Here is a 22047-nt window from a genome sequence, read left to right as displayed (position 1 = left end):
GGCTGTATGCAGTTTCTTACCCTGAACGACGACGAACGGGTCATCACCGAGACGGCAGCCGCGTTCGCCGCCAAACGCCTTGCCCCGTACGCCCTGGAATGGGATGCCACCGAGCATTTTCCGGTCGACGTATTGCGTGAGGCCGCCGAGCTCGGCATGGCGGCAATCTACTGCCGCGATGACGTCGGCGGCAGCGGGCTGCGTCGACTTGACGGGGTCCGGATTTTCGAGCAGTTGGCCATCGCCGACCCGGCGACCGCCGCATTCCTATCCATCCACAACATGTGCGCGTGGATGATCGACGCCTTCGGCACCGACGAGCAGCGCAAGGGATGGATTCCGCGGCTGGCCCCGATGGATGCCATCGCCAGCTATTGCCTGACCGAGCCCGGCGCCGGATCCGACGCCAGCGCATTGAGCACCCGCGCCGTCAAGCAAGGCGGCGATTACGTGCTCGACGGTGTAAAGCAGTTCATTTCGGGCGCGGGAGCCTCGGATGTCTACGTGGTGCTGGCACGAACGGGAGGCCCAGAACAACCAGGCCCACGCGGCATATCGGCCTTCATCATCGAAAAGGGGACTCCGGGACTGAGTTTCGGCGCGCTGGAAGATAAGATGGGCTGGCATGCGCAGCCGACCGCGCAGGTGATCATGGACGGGGTGCGGATACCCGCCGACGCGATGTTGGGCGGCGCGGACGGCGAGGGTGCCGGCTTCGGCATCGCGATGAACGGCCTCAACGGGGGGCGGCTCAATATCGCGGCGTGCTCGCTCGGCGGCGCGCAGGCAGCCTTCGACAAAGCGGGAGCCTATGTACGCGAGCGGCAGGCATTCGGTTCTCCCCTGCTCGACGAGCCCACCATCCGGTTCACCCTGGCCGACATGGCCACTGGGCTTGAGACATCGCGAATATTGTTGTGGCGGGCCGCGAGTGCATTAGACGACGGCGATGCCGACAAGGTCGAGCTGTGCGCGATGGCCAAACGCTATGTCACCGACACGTGCTTTGACGTCGCGGACAGGGCGTTACAACTGCACGGGGGCTATGGCTACCTGCGCGAGTACGGTCTGGAGAAGATCGTCCGCGATCTTCGGGTGCACCGGATCCTGGAAGGGACCAACGAGATAATGCGGGTGGTCATCGGCCGCGCCGAGGCCGCGCGGTTTCGCGCCACCAGTTAGAAAGGCTGTCAGAGGTCCGAGATGAGTGAACTTTTCACGATCGCCTTCCTAGGTTTGGGCAACATGGGCGGGCCGATGGCGGCGAATCTGATCAGCGCCGGCCATGCCGTGCGCGGGTTCGACCCGGTTCCCGCGGCGGCGGCTGCCGCGGTCGCCAACGGCGCCACCGTATTCGACAGCACTGTCGACGCCGTCACCGAGGCCGACGTGGTCATCACCATGCTGCCGAACGGAGACATCGTCAAGCGCTGCTATGCCGAGGTGCTGCCTGCCGCGCGGGCCGGTGCGTTGTTCATCGACAGTTCCACCATCTCGGTCAGCGATGCCCGCGAGGTGCACGCGCAGGCGGAGTCGCACGGCGTTTCCCAGCTGGACGCGCCGGTTTCGGGCGGGGTGAAGGGTGCGGCCGCCGGGACTCTGGCGTTTATGGTGGGCGGCGATGAGTCCGCGGTGCAGCGAGCACGACCGGTGCTGGAGCCTATGGCGGGCAAGATCATTCACTGCGGCGCGGCCGGTGCCGGTCAGGCCGCCAAGGTGTGCAACAACATGGTGCTGGCGGTGCATCAAATCGCGATCGGCGAGGCGTTCGTGCTGGCCGAAAAGCTGGGGCTAACCGCGCAGTCATTGTTCGACGTCATCACCGGCGCAACCGGCAATTGCTGGGCGGTGCACACCAATTGCCCGGTACCGGGCCCGGTGCCGACGTCACCGGCCAACAACGACTTCAAGCCGGGCTTCGCGACCGCGCTGATGAACAAGGACCTGGGTCTGGCGATGGATGCGGTAACGTCAACCGGCTCGGCGGCGCCGCTGGGCAGCCACGCCGCAGAAATCTACGCCAAGTTCGCGGCCGACCACGCCGACAAGGACTTCAGCGCGGTGATCGAGGCGCTGCGCGGCACCTGAATCAGAAGTCGCCGGCGTTGCGCCGCAATGCGTCGATCGATAACACCAGGGCCCGCGATTCGCCAGCAACCATTCCGATGTCGGCGAACACCTGCGACACCCTCCCAGATCAGACCGCGCGAAAAATTGCGGCTGACGCCAAAAATCCGCTCTCACATAGTCCCAGGCGGACCGCTTCCGGCATTCAGCTGCCGAATCGAACAGACGCTTACGCCGGTGGCTTCCACCACTCCATCGACTCTAATTTCGCAGTGTGTACCGACCGGATTGGCGTTCGCGTACTTGTAAACCGCCACCATGTAGGCCCACTGAGTCGGGTCGTCCATAGTGGTGTCACGCGTCCAGACCTGACCGGGCGACAAAAACAAATTGGAATCGCCGCCACGGGGAGGGCTTTGCTGATCGACCGGATCATTAGCTACGTAGCTGACACTGAAGCCGTTCGGGGCCGGGCCATCCACCCACAAGGTGTAGGTGACGTTGTGTGCCCCGGCGTTAGCGATAGGGGCCGCAATTAGTCCCGCGGCGGTTATGGCGGTGGCACCGATTTTCTTGACGTGCCTCATTATGCGATTTCCTCTTTATTTATTCTTTCGATTTCCTTTTTATTCTTTATAGTACTGGCGCTGGCGCCGCTGGCGCTGGTGCCGGCGCCGCTGGTGCTGGTGCCGGCGCCCCTGGCGCTGGTGCTGGTGCCGGCGCGGCTGGCGCTGCCGGCGCTGCTGGCGCTGGCGCTGGCGCTGCTGGTGGTGGTGGTGTTAGGTCGCTGAGAACGGCTTCGGCGATGGGTAGTGCGACAACTGGAGCGACAGCATTAAAAACGTCTTCGGCGGCTTTTTCGCCCGGGATGGGCTGCGTGAACACCAACTGAGGTTCCACCCCTGGTTGTGCCAACGAATCTATGACGGCGGCGATGTTATGGGCTTGCTCAAGCGGGCCGACGGGGGAAATGCTGGTGGCTCCGGTAACGGGGTCGGTGGTGACAAAGGGGAGTGAGTAGTTCAGGCCGGGGGCGTTGGGTAGGCCGTTGACTACTGGTATTTCGCGTTGTAGAGCGGTGGCAAATTCGCCTTCGATGAAGTAGTGCTGGACTTGTCCGTCGGCGGCTTGAGCGAAGGTTGCTTGGGGGTCCATTCCGAGACTTTGCAGGTAGCCGGGCGACAGCCCTTGGGCTTCGAAGGTGATGGCGGTGGTGCCGTTGTGGAGGGCCCCGGCGGCAGCTTCTCCACCGCCCATGGAATGTCCGGTGGCGGCGACGTTTCCGGCGCCGAAGTTGTTGAGCAGGCCGTGCATGACCTGGACAGCCATCTGGTACTGGGGTGGGTTGCCCCCGACTTCCTCAACAACCACCGCAGCGTCATCGAACTGGTTTTCGGCCCCGGCGAACGAACCTACATAGTGCCCAGCGCCGTCGGTGAGCACGCCGACGTGCACACCGGAGGCCATGTTGTCCGGGTTGATTCCGGTGAGTTGCTCCACCTGCGCCGAACTGAGCTGCGACCAGCCTCCGGGCAGAGGATTGGCCGGATCGTAAACGCTTTGCACCAGCTGCGCCATGGTCAATGCATTGTTGGCGTTCGGCCTCGTGGGGTCGGGGGTGTTGGTGATTTGCCCCGACCATGAATCCGGTGGTGGTGGCTTCGGTAGTCCTTGGCTCGCGGCCTGAGTGGCGCCTTGCTGTCCGGCTTGTTGGGTGACGTGGCTGACAGCTTGGTCTGGGGCAGGGTTTCCGGAGTTGGCGCCGGTTTGATAATCCGGCAACTGATTGGGCATGCCCTGCGGCTGAAAACCGGAGGTATCCGGACCGTAGGAGCCTTGCCCGTCGCCGCCGTCTCCGCAGCGATCACCACACGGGTCAGCCGCCGCCACCGCCATCCCCAGAGACGATGTCCCCGTGCCGGGTAGATAGGAGGATAAGGTGGCTAGGCCGAATGCGGTGCCCGAGAACAACGCGACCGCTAACACCCTCTTCCCCCAACACAACGTTTTCCCCGAAGAAAACATTGCCAGGAGTATTGCGGTCACACTAATTTTCAAATACCCATGCGTTGTCAGTTCGCACCGCGGAAACTTTCGGTGGTCTCTTTCGGTGGCCATGCGGTGAGATTACTGCCGTTGGACTAAGCGCCTGCTCACAATTGACACATTGTTTCCGACGCGGGGACCTGAGCAGCCCGCATGCCGGGTAGTGTGCGTGCTCGGCGCGCCAGGATCAGGGTGGGCAGCAACATGACTCCGTACCCTGAACCGGCCTGACCAGCGACAAAAATGTACGAAGCTGCACAGGGCGCCGTCATGAACCTGGGTGGACGGGCACCGCTGAGGCGGCGGCCGGCGCGGACGTCGCGCGCCGATCGCGCAGAAACAACCGGTCGGGATCGTAGGCGCGCAGAACATCAAGTTCGGCCGGGGTGGGCGCCGGCTCGAGGGTCAGCCGTGGTGCCACCGTGTAGCTGAACCCGGTGCGGCACTGAATTTCGCCGAGCGCGGTCTCCGGATCATGCCCCGCCGCCGGTAACAGCGCGGTCAGTTCAAAGGGTGAGTCGCCTTCGGCGCGGTCGAACACGCACAGATCGGTCACGATGGTGCGCACCCGTTGTCCAGGCGAGGTGACGTAGGGCACGGCCTCGACGAGCCGTTCGCGCTGGTGTGACACCGTGACGATGACCTCGTCAGCCGCGCTGAGCACGTCATTTGCGCCCCCGGATCCCACGATGAACTTGCCGTCGTCGGCGTAGGTTGAGTTGATCGCCCCGGCGCCGTCGATCTGGCCCGCTCCGACCAGGCCGATGCACTTTGTTGCCGGACCCGAGACGTAGGTGCCCAACACGCTCATCACGTCGGTGAGCAGTTTGTTGCTGGGAACGTTTTGCCCGGCGAAGATGAACGGCTCCCCGGGGCCGGGGGTGTAGCCGAATAAGCCGATCTCGGCCATGAGCTCAATGTCCACACCTGCCTCGCGCAACCGGCGCGCGCCCAGCCAGGCGGCCAGATTGGCCAGACCGACCCCGGCGAGAATGGCATGGTGCTTGCGCACCCGCACAGCCTGTTCGAGCCGTCGCGCGGTGACAACGACTTGGGTCTCAAGTGCGTTCGGGCTGCTATCGGTCGGCACCCGGACAACGGTCTGCCCGCCCGGCGTGCTGCGGCGCAAACCCGCGAGCCGTTGACTACCCAGCTTGGTCAGGTACCGCTCGTGGCCTGGCAGCGCCAATATCCACTCGCTGATGTAGTCGCGAAACGACTCCGGGGTTTTGGCGGCTTTGAGCGTTGCGGCCATGAAATCGGCGTCCTCGGTGTAGCTGTCGACGCCCGCGATGCCCGGATTGTTGAACCCGTACGGATGGGCGCCGTAACGCGCTTCGCAGACCGCGCGCACCACGTGGCCGGGGATGCGGGTCAACGTGTTGTGTGCACGAATCTCCTCGGTGGACACCACCTTTTCCACCGTCGCGATGACACCGCCGCTGGCCGCGAGCGCCCCCACCTGCCCTTCGCCGTAGGGCGCGGCGAGCACGATGTTGCCAAACTCATCGGCGGCGGCGCCGTGCACGAACACCACATCAGGGCGCAAGGCGCTGACCAGACACGTCGAACCACCCGCGTCGCCGGGGACATCAATGAGTTCGCCGCGGCGCGCCGCCTCATCGCCCATCGAGCTGCCCCGCATCGATTGCACGGGGAAATGCGAGACACCCAACGCGGCAGCGGTGAGCCGCGCGATCAACGCCCATAGCGACCAGTGCTCGATCTCGACACGGCCCGCGGCGATGGCGCGCACCAGTGCCGGGTTGGGCCGGGCCACCGGGTAATTCTCCCCGGCGAAGGAGACGATGAGTTTGCGCACCAGCCCCAGCTCGATCAAAGCATGCTGAAGATTGACCAAACCCGCCGAAACGATGGTGAATTCGGGATTGCGGCCGGCGAAGCGGCGGGTCAGCTCTTGCAGCGCCGCGTTGGGCCGCGCGTCGGAATAGCCGATGTGCACTGTCGCACCGGGCCGCACGAAACGCTCGATTGCTTCACCCAGATCCAGCAGCTTCGACGTTCCCTCGTTGATCGGCAGGTCAAAATGAACTTCGCGGCTGCCACCGGGTGCAGTCACGACGTCATCGTCAATCCACCACTGACGCTGAGTGTCTGGCCGGTGATGTAGCTCGCAGCGTCGGATGCCAAAAACACGATGGGCCCGGCCTGCTCGGCCGCAGTGCCCATCCGCTTCAGCGGCACCGCCTTGATCATCTTTGCGATGACGTGCTGATCGGACTGCGCGCGAAGCAGCGGCGTGTCGGTGGGCCCGGGCGAGATCGCATTGATGCGGATACCGTCTCGGGCGATCTCGCGCGCCAACGACTTGACGAACCCGATCACACCCGCCTTGGCCGCGGCATAGACGGTCTCGCCCATGGTGCCGACCTTGCCGGCGTCGGAACTGGTGAGCACAATCGAACCGGATTTCTGCTCGCTGAACACGCGTAACGCGGAGCGGGACAGAAAGATTGAGCCCATCAGGTTGATATCAACGATCTTGCGCCAATAAGTCTCGTCTTCCTGAGCGAAAAATGTCGTGTCCGACCACCCCACGGTGCTGGTCACCATGTCCAGGCGGCCGTGCGCCTCGAGGGCCTCGCTGATCAACAGATCGACCTGTTCGGGACGGGTGATGTCGCAGACGTGTTCGGACACTTTTCCCCCCGAGGAGCGCACGATCTCCGCCGTTTCTGCGGCTCCCGACTTCTTGACGTCGGCGACGGCCACGCTGGCTCCTTGGGCGGCGAACAGTTCGGCGGTGGCGCGGCCGATGCCGCTTCCGCCACCAACGACGATGGCCACTTTGCCGTTGCAATTCACTTCGTTACCTTCCTAAGAGTTATTTCCGGAACTGGGCGAAGTCGGGGGCACGCTTCTGCAGGAATGCCTGTGTGCCCTCGTGGAACTCCGCGGTGCCGTGGATGAAATTGATCATCTGCTGGCCGTGCTGCACGGACGGCCACAACTGGTCGCTTTCAAAGTTCAGTGAGATCTTGGCGACCCGCAGTGCCTGCGGGCTCAGCGCCAGCAGTTGCTGGCACCACTCATCCACGGCCTTATCGAGTTCTTCGGCGGGAACAACCTTGTTGATCAGGCCCATTTCCACAGCCTCACCAGCCGGAATCCGTTGGCAGAGCATTACGATCTCACGCGCGCGCCGCTCGCCGACAATGCGCGGAAGCAGCTGGGTGCCCCACCACACCGGCACGCTGCCCATCTTCGGCCCCGCCTGCCCGAACTTGGAGTCCTCGGAGGCGATGGTCAAATCGCACAACATCTGCAACTCGTTGCCGCCCCCGACGGCATATCCCTTGACCCGCGCGATGATCGGCTTGCCGCAGCCGCGCATGATCAGCGACAGATTGCTGGTGCGTCGGTTCATTCGTGCCGCCCCGACCGGGTCGGAGGCGTCTTCCCATGCGATGTCACCGCCCGAGCAGAATGCCTTCTCGCCCGCCCCGGTCAGCACGATGACGCCGACAGTGGGGTCGGCCTCGGCGGCCGAAAACGCCGCGATCAGGTCGTCGAGCGTTTCCTCCCGGAAGGCGTTGTACTTCTCCGGCCGGTTGATCGTGATCCGCGCGACGCCGTCGGCGGCCTCGTACAACACATCGGTCAGGTCCATGCGTGTTCTCTCCTATGAGCTCAGGCGGGTCAACTTAGAAAACAGGGGTGGTGCGCGACCGGAACGCCTCGAAACCGGTCCTGGCGTCCTGGGAGGCCATGTGATCGACGGCCAGGTGGCGCTCGGCAGCGATCGCATCAGTCAGCGGCCGGCCGGCACCCACGTGCACCGCGGCTTTGATCGCCGCGTTCCCCGCGCGGCTCTTGCGGCCCAACGTCTCTGCCATGCGTTGGGCTTCTTCGAAGATGGCGTCGTCGTCGACGACACGGTTGGCCAGGCCCAACGCCAGCGCGGTGCCAGCGTCGATGGCCTCCCCGGTCATCAGCAGCCACTTGGCCACCCGCGGTGCCACCAGTCGCGGCAGTCGCTGGGTGGAACCGCCGGCGGGGAAGAGCCCGAAGTTCGCGTGCTGATCGCCGAGCAGCGCGCCACGTCCCAGCACCACGAAGTCACATGCCTGGGTCAGTTCAAGGCCGCCCGCGTAGGCGAACCCGTGCACCGCGGCGATGGAGGGCACCGGGCTGTCCTGCAGCATGAGCAGCGACTCGTGCCAGTGGTCGAGAAACTCGCTGAATCGCGTTTTGTCGCCGACCAGTGCCGACACCTCGCCGAGATCACCGCCGGCTGAAAAAGCGCGTCCGGCACCGCGCAGAATCAGCGCGCGAACCAGCGGATTGTCCTCGATGCCGGCCAGAGCGGTGCGAATGCCGTTCAGCACAGCCGAATCGATCGCGTTGAGCTTGTCCGGGCGGTTGATCGTGACGGTGGCCACCGACGACGTGATCTCGAGCAGGACCCGCCCCTCACAGCTGTTCGCGACGTCTTCGGCCAGCGGCAGCCACACCAGATCTTGCGTCATCGGGCCAATTCCCCGAAATAGGTCCGCGCGATGACCATGCGCAGAATCTGATTGGTGCCCTCGTAGATCTGATTGATCTTGGCGTCACGCATGAGCATCTCGACCGGGAAGTCACGGACGTAGCCGGCGCCGCCATGGACCTGTACGCCCGCCGAGGACACGTTCATCGCGACATCGGACGCATAGGTCTTCGCGATCGCCGCCAACCGTGACGCGTCGGGATGCTGCTCGGTAAAGGCACGTACCGCGTCGTAAACCATTGCCCGCGAGGTGTATACCCCTATCGCCATGTCGGCGATGAGGAACTGCACCCCTTGGTAGGCGGCGATCTCCTTGCCGAATTGTTTGCGTTCGCCGGCGTAGCGGGTCGCGGCGTCGAGCGCACCCTGCGAAATACCCAGAGACATCGCGGCAACGCCGAGTCGCCCCTCATCGAATCCGCGCATCAGGTAGCTGAATCCGCGCTCCGAGTCTCCGACGAGGTGGTCGGCAGGCACTCGCACATCGTCGAACTGCATTTCCGCGGTCGCCGACCCGTGCAGGCCCATCTTCTTCTCCCAGCGCGCCGCGGCGACTCCGGGGCGGTCGGCTTCGACCGTGAGCAGCGACAGTCCACGCGGACCGGGTCCCCCGGTACGTGCCAGCACCGTGTAGAAATCGGCGAAGCCCCCGTTGGTGATGAATCGCTTGGTGCCGTTGATGATCCAGCTCTCACCATCTCTTCGGGCTTTCGTGGTGATGCTGCCCAGATCTGAGCCGTGGTCGGGTTCGGTGACCGCGATGGCGCCCAGCATCTGACCGGCCGCCGCGGCCTGCAACAGCGGACGAACCCACTGAGCTTCGCCGTCACCGGTGGCGTGCAGGGCGATGAGCTTGGTGGCCAGCCAGTGTGCGGTCAGATATGTACACGCACTCGGATAGACGCGGGCAAGCTCTTCCAAAACGATGCACTGATACCCGATGTCGCTTTCGATGCCGCCGTAATCCTCCGGCACCACCAGCCCGAAAAATCCCGCGTCGGCCAAGATCTGCTGGATCTCGGGGCTAAACGTCGCGCGCTCCTCGGTCTCCTCGATCAGCGGAGAGATCTTGTGCTCGGCGATATCGCGGGTCAAAGAAGCAAGGTCGCGCAGGTCGTCGCTGAGGTCTGATTGCTGCATCAGGTCGCCACCCGTGCAAATACCGGCGCCAACACTCGACGCTGGCCGGTTCCGATCCACTCCACCTTCATCTGGACCCGATCCCCGTGCCGCGGCGGGTTTTCACCTTCGGCACAGGCGATTTGAGCGAAAAAGCGCGCCCCTTCGTCGAGGTCGATATATCCAGCCCAAAAGGGGGCATCAAATCCCTGAGGCGGTATCAGGACGTTGACCGCCTCATAGATCGTCCCGGCGCCGGACAGCCCAACCTGGTCACAGGGCGTGGAGTCATTCGGGCACCACTGCCGTTGCGGCACCCTGACATCCCCGCAACGCGGGCAAATGCTGGCACGCAACTGGTATTGCGAATCGGGGCCGCGCAGCAGCAGCGAAGCGCCCAGTGACAGCTCTCCCAGCTCGGTCATCCGTGGCTCTACCGCACTGCCAGGATCGTGACGCCCGACGTGGCGAAGTCCCCCTCGTGGAAACCACCGGAGATGTGCGCCAACGCGGTTCGGGCGTCGGCGACCTGACGCGCTCCCGCGCGGCCGGTGAGCTGATCGCACAGCTCGACGATCTGTGCGACGCCAGTCGCACCCAGCGGGTGGCCCCGGTTGAGCAGACCTCCGCCCGTGTTGACCGGAATACGCCCGCCCAACGCCGTTTCGCCTGCTTCGACCAGCTTGCCCCCACTGCCCGGTTCACAGAATCCCAAGTCCTCATAGTGGATGATCTCGGCGACCGAAAACGAGTCATGCACCTCTGCCACATCGATGTCCGAGGGTCCGAGTTCGGCGAGCTGGTAGGCACGTGCCGAGGTAAACTTGTCCAGCGAGAATGACGTCATATCGCGGTCCTGCTTTTGGTAGTAGCCGCTGCCGATCACCGATGCGGCCACCCGCACAGTCGGCTCCAGGCCCAGCTTTTCGGCGCCGGCCTCGTTGACCAAGACCGCCGCCGCGGCACCGTCGCCGGTCGGGCAGCAGTCCAATAGATGCAGCGGCCACACCACTCCTTTGGACCCCAACACGTCATCGACGGTTATGGGGTCGCGGTACTGGGCCTTCGGATTGTGTTGTGCCGCTGCGCGATTCTTTACCGCAACCGAGGCGATCTGCTCCCGCGTCGTGCCGTAGGTCTCCATGTGCCGGCGCGCGGCCATCGCATAGTAGGCGGGCGGAGTAAAGCCCTGTTCGCCTTCCAGCGCCATCCCGTCGGAGGTCAGGGGGCGCCCGGCGCCCTCTCGCGACGACATCTTCTCCACCCCGACGACCAGAGCGACGTCATGGGTGCCCGAGGCCACTGCCATGTGCGCGATATTGAATGCCACTGCGCCGGAGGCGCAAAACGCCTTCTCGTTGTAGACGGCCACGCCTTCGATGCCCAGATCCCAACCGATCAGCTGCCCAACCCCGCTTTCGCGGGCGTGCAGCATCCCGCTGCGTGCCGACCCGCACGCGATCATCTCGATGGCGCGCGGATCAACTCCGGCATCGGCCAGCGCCTCGCGCCCGGCGCGGCTTCCTAGGCTTGCCAGGGTGGAGTGGCGGAACTTGCCGAATGGTGTCATTCCCACGCCGGCGAGGTAAGTGGTCATCGATCGCCTCCCTTTACGGATACTGTATACGGTCTACCGGCACGTGGGAATGCCTGCGTGCATGGACGTCACACCGTCACAGGTTGCGATCCACCGCCGCTGCCGCGGGCGGCGGCCAGCTGCTTGCGGGCTCGGGCGTGGTCCTTGGGTGAGTTGACCGATTCGCATCCCAACAGCCGGGTGCCCGCATAGCAGTACACCGAGAACTTATCGGGCTCGGTGTGCACGATCTCGGTGCGGTCGTAACCGGCTGTCAGACCGGCCATTTGGAGCTTGCGGCCGTGCTGTTCGGTCCAAAACCATGGAACGACGTCATACGGCGGCACCGGTTCGCCGGCGAGCAACGCCGCGACGTGGCGCCCGTGGTCGCTGGCGTTCTGCACCGATTCCAGCCGAATCCCCGTCTGCTCGCCCGCGGCGTGCGGGAACCGGGCGCAGTCACCGATCGCCGAGATGTGCGGGTCCGTCGTGCGCAGCTGCGCGTCCACCACGACCCCGTTGTTGGTCGCCAGGCCGGCTTCGGCGGCCAGCTCGTCGTTGGGCACCACACCCACACCGGCCACCACCACATCGGCGGCCACACTCGAGTGCCCGTCGTGCAACTCGAGCCGATCCACCACCCGTTGCACCGAGCACACCGTGCTCGACAGCCGCACTTGGACGCCGGCGCCGGTGTGAAGATCATGGAAGTACTCGGCGATCGGTGCCGACACGGCGCGTCCCATCAGACGCTCGGCGACCTCAAAAACGACGACGTCCTTTCCAGCGCGTGCGGCCATCGAGGCGACCTCCAACCCGATAAATCCGCCGCCGATGATCACCACCCGTGTGCCCGCGGCGATACGCTCGCGCAGACCGATGCCCTGATCGGCGGTGTGCAGGTAACAAACCGATTCCGGGCCCAGGCCCGACAACGCCTCAAGCCGCAATGCCCGCGGACGCGCACCGGTTGCCAGCACCAAGTGGTCATAGCTCACCGGCGGGCGGCCATCGAGTTGCACCGCGCGCTGCGCCCGGTCGATGCCCACCACGCGATGGCCCAGAACCAAGCCGATGCCGTGATCGTCGTAGAAGGCACGCGGCCGAAAGTAGGCGTCCTCAAGGGTTTCCGCGCCGGCCAGGACCTTTTTGCTGAGCGGCGGACGTTGGTAGGGCAACGTCTGGTCGGAGTCGATCAGCGTCAGCTCGCCGTCCCATCCCAGCGTGCGCAGCGTGGCGCACACCGTGAAGCCGGCGTGCCCCGCGCCGACGATCGCGACCCGGCGCACGCTCACAACGCCTGCTCTTCCGGCAGGTGGACGACGATCCCGTCCAGCTCGTCGCTGGCTTCCAGCTGGCATGACAGCCGACTGGTCGGCTGTCGTTCTGAAGCGGTGTCCTCCAGCATGGCGTCCTCGTCGTCGGACATCGGCGGGAGGAGGTCGAGGTCCTTGGCGTCGACGTAGACGTGACAGGTTGCACACATGGCCTGCCCACCACATTCGCCGAGAATGCCTGCCACACCATGTGATTGAGCTCCGAGCATCAACGATTTACCGGCCGCGATGTCAAATGTTTCACGCGCACCATCAGGTTGAACGTAGGTCACCTTCGGCATGCCGGTCGCCTCTCATCGTCATTGACGGCATGGGATCACATCACCCAGGATTACTGTATACGGTATACCATCTTGAGTTAGCCTGCAACCGCGCCAACAAAGATGCCGGCGCCCGGGTTAGTCGAATTGAACGCCGTGCGCGGTCAGGTGCTCCACCAGGCCACGTCCCGACACTGTCACGTGCTCGCTCATGTACTTCCCGGCAGCCTTGTGTTTTCCGGCACGCATGGCGCCCAGGATCCGCTCATGATCGGCGTTGGAAGTGACGTTCCACTCGGGAACCTGTTCGAGGAAGTCGCGGGGCAAGTCAACCGAGACCTTGCGAAGCGCCAGAATGAGTTTCCGCGAACCCGACAGGTGGTTGATCGTGCGGTGAAAGCTCCAGTTGAGTTCCACCATGGCGCTTTGCTGATTGCCCGCCGCGGCGTCGAGCATCGCCTCGTGAAGCCGCTCCAGCGAGTCCAAATCGGCCGCTGACGCCCGCTGGGATGCGCGCTCTGCGGCCATTCCGGTCAGGACAGCCTCGATGGTGAAGGCGTCCAGAAGGTCTTGTTTGCTCAGCGGCGCGACCACGATGTGGCGGGCGCTGTCCAGCGTCATCAGGCCCTCTTGCACCAGCTCGCGCAGTGCGTCGCGTACGGGCATGCGGCTGGTTCCGAACCGTTCGCACAACTGTTGCTGTGAAACCTGTGTTCCCGGCGACAGCACGCCCAGCAGGATCTCGCGCCGAAGCGTTTCGGCGATTTGATTCCCCAGCGGATCTCGCTGCAGCGGGGTCGACGACAAGGCATCGAGGGCAGCATTAGGGCTCACCGAAGTCCTCCTGTTGCGAGCCGCGGAACGCCGTTTCGGTGCCTGCTTAGGCTCTTTGGGTTCCTGTTCTTGTATACCATATCCGCGCTCGGGGGGCGGCTCGCCGGGCGCGCCGATGATATGACGCCCGTTGGCCAGCAGGGCTCGAAGCTCTGTTTTTTTGACCTTGCCGGTCGCGGTCAGGGGAAGCGCCTCGACGAGGTGGAGCCGTTCGGGAAGCTTGAATTTCGCCGCTCCGCGTTGGCGTAGGAAGGAACACAAATCCTCCAGCGTGGGCGCGGCGGCGGCGATCGTCGGCACCACCACCGCGCAGCATCGCTCGCCGAGCCGCTCGTCGGGGTAGCCAACGACGGCGACGGACGCGATGCCGGGATGGTCGGTCAGCAGGTCTTCGATTTCACGAGCGCTGATGTTCTCGCCGCCGCGGATGACGATGTCCTTGACGCGGCCGGTCACCCGTGTTCGCCCGTCGCGGTCCATGGTCGCCAGATCGCCGAACCGGTACCAGGAACCCCGGAATGCCCGCTGGGTGAGCGCCGGATCTCCCAGATAGCCCAGGAACGTGTTGGGGCCGCGGCTGGTGATCTCGCCTTCGACTCCCGCCGCGACCTCGGTGCCATCCTGATCGACGATGGCGATCTGCACGCCGTCCAGCGCGATCCCGTCGGTGGCCAGTTGCTCGTCGCTGTCCTGCGGTCGCGTGCAGGTGGCGACATAGGTCTCGCTGGCACCGAACACCGACAACAGTTGTGCCCCGAACGCGCGGCGCACATCGCCAACCAGATGTCGTGGAATGGGAGCCCCGCCCGAGCAGATGTAGCGCAGCGATTCCCCTTGGCCGGCTTCGGTTTCGCGCGCGGCGATCAGGTCCACGATGAACGGTGTCGCCGCCAGTGTGTAGGTGCAGTGGTGTTTGTCGATCAGGCTCAGCGCGATCTGCGGGTCCCAGCGGTCCTGCAGGATCAGCGGTGCACCCGAAACCAGCGCCGCGCGTAGTCCCCACTGAAGGCCCGATGCATGACATACCGGAGAGGGCATAAACACACAATCCGATACCGTCAAACTCAGCACCGATCCGATATAGGCACGCAAACCGAACATCGTGCTTTGGTGGGTGTGGATGACACCCTTGGGCGCCGACTCGGTCCCCGACGTGAACGTGACGGTATCCCAGTCGCGAGCATCGCGGATGCCGGGGAACACGGCCTCTTCATCGACGGGCACCGACAGGATCTGCTCGAAAGATGCTGCGCTGTAATTAGTTTGGGGCGCGCGCACGGCGATGACGTCGAGTACCGAGGCGACACCGTCGGCTGCCGCCCGGCACAGCTCGACAGGTGACTCCCGATAATGTGACTGGGCGGCGAACACCATGCGGCTCTGGCTCGTCTGCAAGATGTGGCGATAGTCGGGGACGCCCAGGCGCGGTAGCACCGGATTCAGCACTGCCCCAAGCAGACCGACAGCGGTGTGAATGACCACGAACTCCCACCAGTTCGGTACTGCCACCGTTACGACATCGCCGGTGTCGATGCCGCGGCGCGCCATGTAGTCGGCCAGGCGTCGGGCCGCTCCCAGTATCTGCGCGCGGGTCAGGGCTGCCTGCTCGTCAGCCACGCACAGTGCCGATGGCTGCCCCTCGGCACTGGCCAAAAATAGGTCCAGCCACGTCTCCGATGTCCAATGGCCGCGTTCTTCGAACTCGGCGCGGATGGCGTCGTTCACCCACGTTGCGAAGTCTGAGCGGTTCGTGGACATCAACGGGTCCGATGACGGTGCGGTTCGGGCGTGTCGTTGCCGGCTAATCGATGCCCGCCGACATCACGTCGACACCGGCAGTGCAATGCACGTCGCTTCGCCGGCTTGCGCACCACACAGCTCGTGGGTTTCGCCGAAATCTGAGAACAGGATCGTTTTCTCGCCGAGCCGGCGCCCATCCAAAGAAACTGCCCCCGAACCGATCCAGAAGATGTAAGTGCGTTCGGCCGACAGCGGGATCAGCGCACCCTCGGACCAGCGGTAGGTGGCGATGTTGAGGTCCTCGTCGGTGAAATGCCCGAGATCTTTGACGCTGAGGTCCTCGGACGTGCGCTGCCACTCGAATCCGTCGGGCCGCATCAAAATCGGCTGTTGATACTTCGGTGAGGGGATGATCAGAGGTTTGCCGTTGACCGCCTCCCACACGGCATTGGTACCGTCCTTGCGCACCTCCTGACCATCATCGCCGGTATAGACGTAAAACCCGTCCTTGAACTCTCCGGTTTTGGCCAGTTCGGCATAGGCAGCATCCGACTGCTCGCGGGTGACCCAATCCGGACTCCATTGCAGGAGAAAGATTTCCGCGGCTTCGAACCGTTCGGGTCCGTAGTAGGCACCGGCCGGAAAAAACGTCGCATCCCCCGGGCCGGCGATCTGTTCATAGCCGTAGTCGGTTTCACCGGACAAGGTCAGCCGGATCTGGTCGAAGTTGTGCCGGTGCCGCGGCGCCGTGAACACACCGTGGCCGCCGTGATATTTGACAAGATCGGAGGTGTAGCCCACGCCGGGGGCCAGTTCGGCTTCCCGGATGAACTTACGCGAGATCTTGCCAGTGCGAGTGTTGGCCCTGACCGGATCCCAAGCCATCGCGGCGGTGTCCAAAACGAACATGTTGTCTTCCTCCTAATGGCGAGCTGAGTGAGATGAAACCGTCGGTGCGGCACCGTCGGGTCGGCTCAACAGGGCGGCTCGCGCCTGACGGGTGTTGGCGACGCCGGCGTCGAGGTAGCCCAGATCCGAACCCATGGTGACGATCTGAGCGCCGCGGGTGATCCACGTCGCGGCGGCCTGCTCGTTTGCGGTGAACAGGCCAAATGGAACCTGATGCCCACGGCACGCCTCGGCGATGGCCATGACCGCTTGCTGCACCGCCGGATTGGCTAAATCGTGCAAATACCCCATCGACACCGCCAGGTCCGCGGTGCCGATAAAGACCGCTGACAAGTTCTCCGTGGTGAGGATCGCGTCAAGGTCGTCCAAAGCCTCCGCGTGTTCGATCATGGCGATGACCGCGATCTCCTCATTGGCTCGCGCCAGATAGTCGGCGCGGTCGCCATACAGCCGGCTGGCCCGGCGGGGTCCGAAGCCTCGAATACCTTTGGGAGGGTAGAAGCATGAGTTGACCGCGAGCCTGCATTGCGCGGGCGAACGCACACCGGGCACCAGGACTCCTTCAGCGCCGAGGTCGAGGGCCTGACCGATCAGGGTGGGATCGTTGTCGGCCACCCGCACGATCACGGCCGCCTCGGTGGTGTACAGCGCGGTTAAGACCGTCTGCAGTTGGGCCGCGCTCATCGCGGAGTGCTCGGTGTCAATGAGCAGCACGTCCACGCCGGCGGCGCCCATGACTTCGGCGGTGAACGAATCGGGGATCGTGATGAAGCTGGCCACCGAGGCCATGCCGTCGCGCAGCCGTCTCAGCAATGGGTTGTCACGCATCGCGCATTCCGTCCTTCCCTTACACGCGCTGAGGATCGATACGTACATCGAGCAAGATCGGCCCGGCAGCGAAATCCAGCTTTTCCAAGGCATCCTCGAGTTCTGTGTTGTTGCGAACGGTGGCGGCTTGCGCACCGATCGCCGAGGCGATCGGCCCGAAGTCGGGCCAGTCGAACGTGGTGCACGCTGGGTCCATGCCGCGGTTGGCCAAATGCACATACTCCGCGCCATAGGCGCTGTCGTTGAGCAGCAGCACGGTGATGTTGCGTCCCTGCATGACCGCGGTCACCAGTTCGGACAGGCCACCCTCGGCGAAGCCACCGTCACCGCACGCCAACAGCACCGGGTGCTCGGGGGCGGCGTAGGACGCACCCAGCGCGGTGGCCATACCCAGCCCGATCGACCCGAAATTGACCGCATGCGCGTAGCGGGAGGGGTGCTCGACGTGCAGGGCGACAAACGCGTGTTTGATGAACCTTCCGTTGTCGGTGACGAGAACGCGGTCACCCGGCACAGCGTCGTCGACCAGACGTAACGCGGTGTGGATGTCGATGGTGTCGTCGGTGCCTCGGTCGGTGGTATCGGCGGTGCGCGCGGCGATTCTTTGGGTCGCCCGATCGATGAACGTGCTGGCGGGTATCTCTGCTTCGTCCAACAGCCGCACAAACTCTCGTGCCGCGCTGGCGGCGTCGGCTGTCACGGCGACGGTGACGCGGGTGAAGCGGTTGAGACGAGTGCGGTCGACATCGACGTGCACGATCCGTTTGCCGTCAAGCAAGGCACCCTCCGCGGTGGTCCACTGATTGAGCCCGGCGCCGAACGCGATCACGCAATCCGCTTGGCCGATGACATCGAGCGCGGCGTCATCGGCCAGGGTGCCGAAAATTCCGATATTCCCCCCAACCCCGCAGAACAGATCTTTTCCGCGCAGCGTGGTGGCCACCGGCGCACCGATGCGTTCGGCCAGCTGTAACACAGCCGCCGTGGCGTCGGCGCTTCGTGCTCCCCGCCCGGCCAGTACCAGCGGCCGGTCGCAGGAGGCGATCACACCAACGGCCTCTTCCACAGCTTCCTGGTCGGCCGCCACCGTCGTCGCCGGCGTTGGAGTGCCCACGATCGGTCGGTAATCGACGCTGTCCCACTCGATGTCGATCGGGACGTTGAGCACAACGGGGGCCGACTGGATCCACGCGATCCGCACCGCTTCGGCGAGGTCGGCAACGGCGCTCGCCGCACTGCGGACCTGCTCGAAGCGGACTCCGGCGGCCGCAGCGACAGCAGCTTGGTCGATATCCTGGATGTGATCGCGCTGGGCCCTCGGTGTGTCGCCGGTCAAGACCAGCAGAGGAACACCGCCGCGCTGCGCCTCGACCAGCGCGGTCACCGTGTTCGTCAAGCCCGGCCCGTGGGTCACCGTGGCCGCGCCGAGCTTGCCCGACACCTGGGCATAGCCGAAGGCCGCCATCACCGCGCCCCCCTCCGAGGACGTCCCGACGTAACGTCCTCCCGAGGTGTTGACGAAACTGTCGATGATGAACAGGTTGGCGTCGCCGACTACACCGAACATCTCGTGAATGTCGTTGTCATACAGCGCCTGAGCCAACGCCTCATAGACGTGCATCAGCGTCGACCCCGCGAACTGGGCGACCGGCTCACAAGTGTGCCAGAATTTCGTCGGTGGTAGCCAACTCCGCGATCTTCGGGAAAATCCGGTCGACGCTGTGGCTATGGGCCTCAGCATCGAGGTCGCCGATGGCGTCGGTGACCACCACAACGTGGTAGTTGCGCTCATGGGCCGAGCGCGCCGTGGACTCCACGGCCTGGCTGGTGGTCACGCCGGTCAAAAAGACCTGACCGGCCCCGACCCTATTGAGCAGAGCAACCAGCCGCTCGTCGTGGAAGGCGCCCCACCCGAATTTGGTGAAGGTCTGGTCGGAGGCGGCCACGCCCAGTTCCTCGGGTAGCTCAGTCCAGTTGTCCGGCAACTCGCCCATCTGAGGGGTGATCTCCGTACGTCCCGAACTGCCGCCGGCCACGTTCACCCACACCACCGGAAGGCCTTTGTCGCGGAACGCCTTGGCCAGCCCGGCGGAGCGGCCAACGATGTCGGCGGCTGCATGCGGCGTGGTCGGCATGCCGACCGTGGCGACCTGCAGATCCAGCACGATCAGGGCGGCGTCGCTGTCGATTGTGCTCAGTGCCATGAGATTTCCTTTCCGGGCGTTTACCCGAGTGGCGTTGGGGAAGTTGGGCAATGCTGTCAGTGGACCCGGACGGGCACTGAGTGGGTCTGGTTATCCTTCACCGGTCATCGCAGCGACGAGAGTAGTGGTGTCGCAGTAGTCACGAAAATGCTGGATCCGGCCGTCCGCGTTGAATTCGATGACACCGCAAATCGGAATCGACAGCGCGACCGAGCCGTCGGCGCGGACGATGTGGTCGATCCGTTCGTTGTAGACGAGGTTGCCGACCTGCGCGATGTTGAGCGTCTCCACGTGGATACGGTCCATCGCCAACGAACTTTCGTTGGAGGGCCGCAGGATCTGCTCGTATGCCTCCTCGAAGCCCTGGACCTGGGGGAAAACCGGAGTGTTCCACCAAATCCCGTCCTCCGCGAAGTACGTGCGAAACGACGCACACATCGTCGGGAAGTCGGTGTTCCATTCGTCGAAGAACTTTAGAACGCTCTCGACATGTGGCTGATCGGTCATGGTGCGGGTTCCTTTCTGTCAGCAATCACGGTGAGTTTGTGGGGTCGCTACTCGTCGAAGACCAATGGCGCGTTGAACCAGCTGTGCCGCAACACATGGAGGACGGGGGTCGGCTCACTGACCTTGCGGATGCGCGAGAACCGGTCGAGAAGCTGGTTGAGGAAGATCCTCATTTCCATGCGAACCAGTTGTGCCCCGATGCACATGTGGGGTCCAAACCCGAACGCGACATGCTGGGTTGCGTTTGCACGACCGACGTCGAACGTATGCGGATTCGCGAAGGCTTCCTCGTCAAAGTTGCCTGCCGCGTAGAGCAGGAAGATCCGTTGGCCGGCTTTGATCTTTATGCCGCGAATCTCCGTGTCCTGCAGCGCGGTCCGCACAAACGAGCGGGCCGGGGTCACCCAGCGCAGCGCCTCCTCGATTCCCAGGTTGATCCTCGACCGGTCCTCTTTGAGGCGCGTCAACTGGTCCGGGAAGTCGGCGAACGCCAACATGGTGCCAGTGAGCAAGGCCCTAGTGGTGTCGCTGCCGGCCGCCAACACCGTGGTGCTGTAGGCCAAGATATTGGCGTCCGACACCGGGTGCCCGTCAAGGCTGGCCTGCAACATGTCAGCGACCAGGCCGTTGCCGGGAGCGACGCGCTGGCGGGCGAACTCCTCTTCGAACACCGCGTTCATCGAGGCGAAGGTGGCCTTGGCGGCTTCGATCTCCTCGATGGTGTCAACGGAGTTCATGTCCTCGAGGGAATCGCTCCAATTCTTGACCATTTCGATGTCTTGCACCGAAATTCCCAGTAGGCGGGTGGCGATCATGATGGGTAGCCGGTCGGCGATTTCGGCGACGAAGTCGATCGGGACCCCGGGCTGGATCTTGTCGATCAGTTCGGTGATGTACTGCTCGATGAGCGGCTTCATGTCATTGATGTTGCGGACAGCGAAGGCCGGCGTGATAAGGCCCCGCAGTGTTTTGTGGCGAGGCGGGTCGGCAAACGCGAAATGCTCCGCGCCGCTTGGGAAGAACCCGTCGAACACCGACTCCTCGGCGACGTTGTCCTTCCGCATGCGCAGGTCGTTGAGGAACAACCCATGACCCGAGGAGAAGATGCCAGCCTGGCGGGCAGCCTCGCGGATGTCATCGATCTTGGTGAGCACGAAGATGTCCAACGGCTCGTAGTAGTAGACGGGCTGTTCGCGCTGCAGACGGGCGAACACCGGATACGCGTCATCGTTGTAGAAATTGGGGTCTTCGAACGGGATGAACTGCTCGACCTGTGACGTCATGTGCTTCCTCCGGCACTGTGTTGGCCTGTTGGCGATGGACGGTGCTGTGCTCGCGTCGTGGTCATAAGGCCGGCCCCGCGAGTTGACCGCCGTCGATGAAGAACTGCGACCCGGTGGCGAAGCCGCTGTCGTCGGAGGCCAGAAAGGCTGCGGCACCGGCGATCTCTTCGGGCTGCGCAATCCGAGGGATCGGGAATCGAGCGTAGAAGGCGTCCTGGTCGAAGCCATCGAACGCGGGACCCTGACTCATGGGAGTCTCGACCCCCCCGGGGTGCAGGGAATTGACCCTGATCGCCAGGGGCCCCAGTTCAAGGGCCGCGGACTTGGCCAACGACATGTTGGCGGCCTTACTGGCCGCGTAGGAGGCGAACCCGGCAGCCCCGACCACGGATGCGGTCGAGGATACGATGATCACCGAACCACCGCCGCGTTCACGCATAGCCGGGATCACCGCCTGCAGTCCGAAAACCGCGCCGAGCACATTGACGTCGAAGCTCGTTCGGTAGTCGCTGCCGTCGGTGTCCGCTATCGAACTGGCGATCATCACACCGGCGTTATTGACCAGTACATTGGGTGCGCCGAACGCCTCGCGGCATTGCGCGACAATGTTTTTCCAGGACGCCCGATCGCGGACGTCGAGCGTCTCGAAGTGCACGTGCTCCCGGTCGGCGCCATCGGTCTCTGGGCGCGCGAGATCACCGATCATCACACGCGCACCCTCGGCGGCGAAGCGTTCGGCGATCGCTCGTCCGATGCCACGGGACCCGCCGCTGACGATTGCGATCTTGTCCGCCAGTCGCGTGCAGTTGTCCCTCGATGCCGCCATC

Annotated in this window: 21 protein-coding genes; 2 read left to right on the top strand and 19 right to left on the bottom strand. The window is 64.2% G+C overall.

What is annotated here, in order from left to right; translation table 11 throughout:
* Positions 1-6: 6 nt before the first annotated feature.
* On the top strand, positions 7-1182 hold the full coding sequence (locus tag VNW74_RS29685) for an acyl-CoA dehydrogenase family protein (protein ID WP_325683577.1): 1176 nt from the start codon (positions 7-9) through the stop codon (positions 1180-1182).
* 21 nt (positions 1183-1203) lie between these two features.
* The gene (mmsB, locus tag VNW74_RS29680) at positions 1204-2088 is read left to right on the top strand and encodes a 3-hydroxyisobutyrate dehydrogenase (RefSeq protein WP_325683575.1); all 885 of its coding nucleotides are present in this window, start codon (positions 1204-1206) and stop codon (positions 2086-2088) included.
* 152 nt (positions 2089-2240) lie between these two features.
* Here mmsB and VNW74_RS29670 read toward each other — a convergent pair whose 3' ends face one another.
* The 19 genes from VNW74_RS29670 to VNW74_RS29580 all read right to left on the bottom strand — a co-directional run bounded on the left by VNW74_RS29670 (position 2241) and on the right by VNW74_RS29580 (position 22046).
* Positions 2241-2654, bottom strand: a complete 414-nt coding sequence (locus tag VNW74_RS29670) for a hypothetical protein (RefSeq protein ID WP_325683573.1) — start codon at positions 2652-2654, stop codon at positions 2241-2243.
* Positions 2655-2700: 46 nt separating this feature from the next.
* Entirely contained in the window at positions 2701-3963 is a 1263-nt protein-coding gene (locus tag VNW74_RS29665) for a hypothetical protein (RefSeq protein WP_414686822.1), read from the bottom strand.
* Between the two features lie 418 nt (positions 3964-4381).
* Positions 4382-6193, bottom strand: coding sequence for a CoA-transferase (locus VNW74_RS29660; RefSeq protein ID WP_325683571.1), 1812 nt, complete (start codon positions 6191-6193; stop codon positions 4382-4384).
* A complete protein-coding gene (locus tag VNW74_RS29655; protein ID WP_325683569.1) occupies positions 6190-6939 on the bottom strand; it encodes an SDR family NAD(P)-dependent oxidoreductase in 750 nt (249 codons plus the stop codon). The genes VNW74_RS29660 and VNW74_RS29655 overlap by 4 nt, the downstream gene beginning before the upstream one ends.
* Before the next feature lie 19 nt (positions 6940-6958).
* The gene (locus tag VNW74_RS29650) at positions 6959-7744 is read right to left on the bottom strand and encodes an enoyl-CoA hydratase-related protein (RefSeq protein ID WP_325683567.1); all 786 of its coding nucleotides are present in this window, start codon (positions 7742-7744) and stop codon (positions 6959-6961) included.
* A 34-nt stretch (positions 7745-7778) separates the two neighbouring features.
* Positions 7779-8603: an enoyl-CoA hydratase/isomerase family protein gene (locus tag VNW74_RS29645; RefSeq protein ID WP_325683565.1), complete on the bottom strand. Its 825-nt coding sequence runs from the start codon at positions 8601-8603 to the stop codon at positions 7779-7781.
* Positions 8600-9763 carry an acyl-CoA dehydrogenase family protein gene (locus VNW74_RS29640; RefSeq protein WP_325683563.1) on the bottom strand — a complete coding sequence of 388 codons (1164 nt, stop codon included), beginning with the start codon at positions 9761-9763 and terminating at the stop codon, positions 8600-8602. Before VNW74_RS29640 ends, VNW74_RS29645 begins: the two co-directional genes overlap by 4 nt.
* Complete coding sequence (locus VNW74_RS29635; RefSeq protein ID WP_325683561.1) at positions 9763-10167, bottom strand: Zn-ribbon domain-containing OB-fold protein; 405 nt, start codon at positions 10165-10167, stop codon at positions 9763-9765. Before VNW74_RS29635 ends, VNW74_RS29640 begins: the two co-directional genes overlap by 1 nt.
* 8 nt (positions 10168-10175) lie before the next feature.
* Positions 10176-11339 (bottom strand): thiolase family protein, encoded by a 1164-nt coding sequence (locus VNW74_RS29630; RefSeq protein WP_325683559.1) that lies wholly within the window; start codon positions 11337-11339, stop codon positions 10176-10178.
* A 68-nt stretch (positions 11340-11407) separates the two neighbouring features.
* On the bottom strand, positions 11408-12613 hold the full coding sequence (locus tag VNW74_RS29625; RefSeq protein WP_325683557.1) for an NAD(P)/FAD-dependent oxidoreductase: 1206 nt from the start codon (positions 12611-12613) through the stop codon (positions 11408-11410).
* Positions 12610-12936, bottom strand: a complete 327-nt coding sequence (locus tag VNW74_RS29620) for a 2Fe-2S iron-sulfur cluster-binding protein (protein WP_325683555.1) — start codon at positions 12934-12936, stop codon at positions 12610-12612. Before VNW74_RS29620 ends, VNW74_RS29625 begins: the two co-directional genes overlap by 4 nt.
* Positions 12937-13053: 117 nt before the next feature.
* Positions 13054-15507, bottom strand: coding sequence for an AMP-binding protein (locus tag VNW74_RS29615; protein ID WP_325683553.1), 2454 nt, complete (start codon positions 15505-15507; stop codon positions 13054-13056).
* Positions 15508-15570: 63 nt separating this feature from the next.
* Positions 15571-16398, bottom strand: a complete 828-nt coding sequence (locus VNW74_RS29610; RefSeq protein ID WP_325683551.1) for a hypothetical protein — start codon at positions 16396-16398, stop codon at positions 15571-15573.
* A gap of 12 nt (positions 16399-16410) precedes the next feature.
* The gene (locus tag VNW74_RS29605; RefSeq protein WP_325683549.1) at positions 16411-17226 is read right to left on the bottom strand and encodes an HpcH/HpaI aldolase family protein; all 816 of its coding nucleotides are present in this window, start codon (positions 17224-17226) and stop codon (positions 16411-16413) included.
* A gap of 19 nt (positions 17227-17245) precedes the next feature.
* Positions 17246-18847, bottom strand: coding sequence for a thiamine pyrophosphate-binding protein (locus VNW74_RS29600; RefSeq protein WP_325683547.1), 1602 nt, complete (start codon positions 18845-18847; stop codon positions 17246-17248).
* A 31-nt stretch (positions 18848-18878) separates the two neighbouring features.
* A complete protein-coding gene (locus VNW74_RS29595) occupies positions 18879-19430 on the bottom strand; it encodes an isochorismatase family protein (RefSeq protein WP_325683545.1) in 552 nt (183 codons plus the stop codon).
* A gap of 90 nt (positions 19431-19520) precedes the next feature.
* Positions 19521-19937 (bottom strand): limonene-1,2-epoxide hydrolase family protein, encoded by a 417-nt coding sequence (locus VNW74_RS29590; RefSeq protein ID WP_325683543.1) that lies wholly within the window; start codon positions 19935-19937, stop codon positions 19521-19523.
* A 47-nt stretch (positions 19938-19984) separates the two neighbouring features.
* Complete coding sequence (locus VNW74_RS29585; protein WP_325683541.1) at positions 19985-21220, bottom strand: cytochrome P450; 1236 nt, start codon at positions 21218-21220, stop codon at positions 19985-19987.
* 61 nt (positions 21221-21281) lie between these two features.
* Positions 21282-22046 (bottom strand): glucose 1-dehydrogenase, encoded by a 765-nt coding sequence (locus VNW74_RS29580; protein ID WP_325683539.1) that lies wholly within the window; start codon positions 22044-22046, stop codon positions 21282-21284.
* Between the last annotated feature and the right edge of the window lies 1 nt (position 22047).

Source organism: Mycobacterium sp. (genome assembly GCF_035570115.1).
GTDB lineage: Bacteria > Actinomycetota > Actinomycetes > Mycobacteriales > Mycobacteriaceae > Mycobacterium.
The sequence above is the reverse complement of the archived record's forward strand: the minus strand, read 5'-3'. Positions and strand labels throughout refer to the sequence as shown.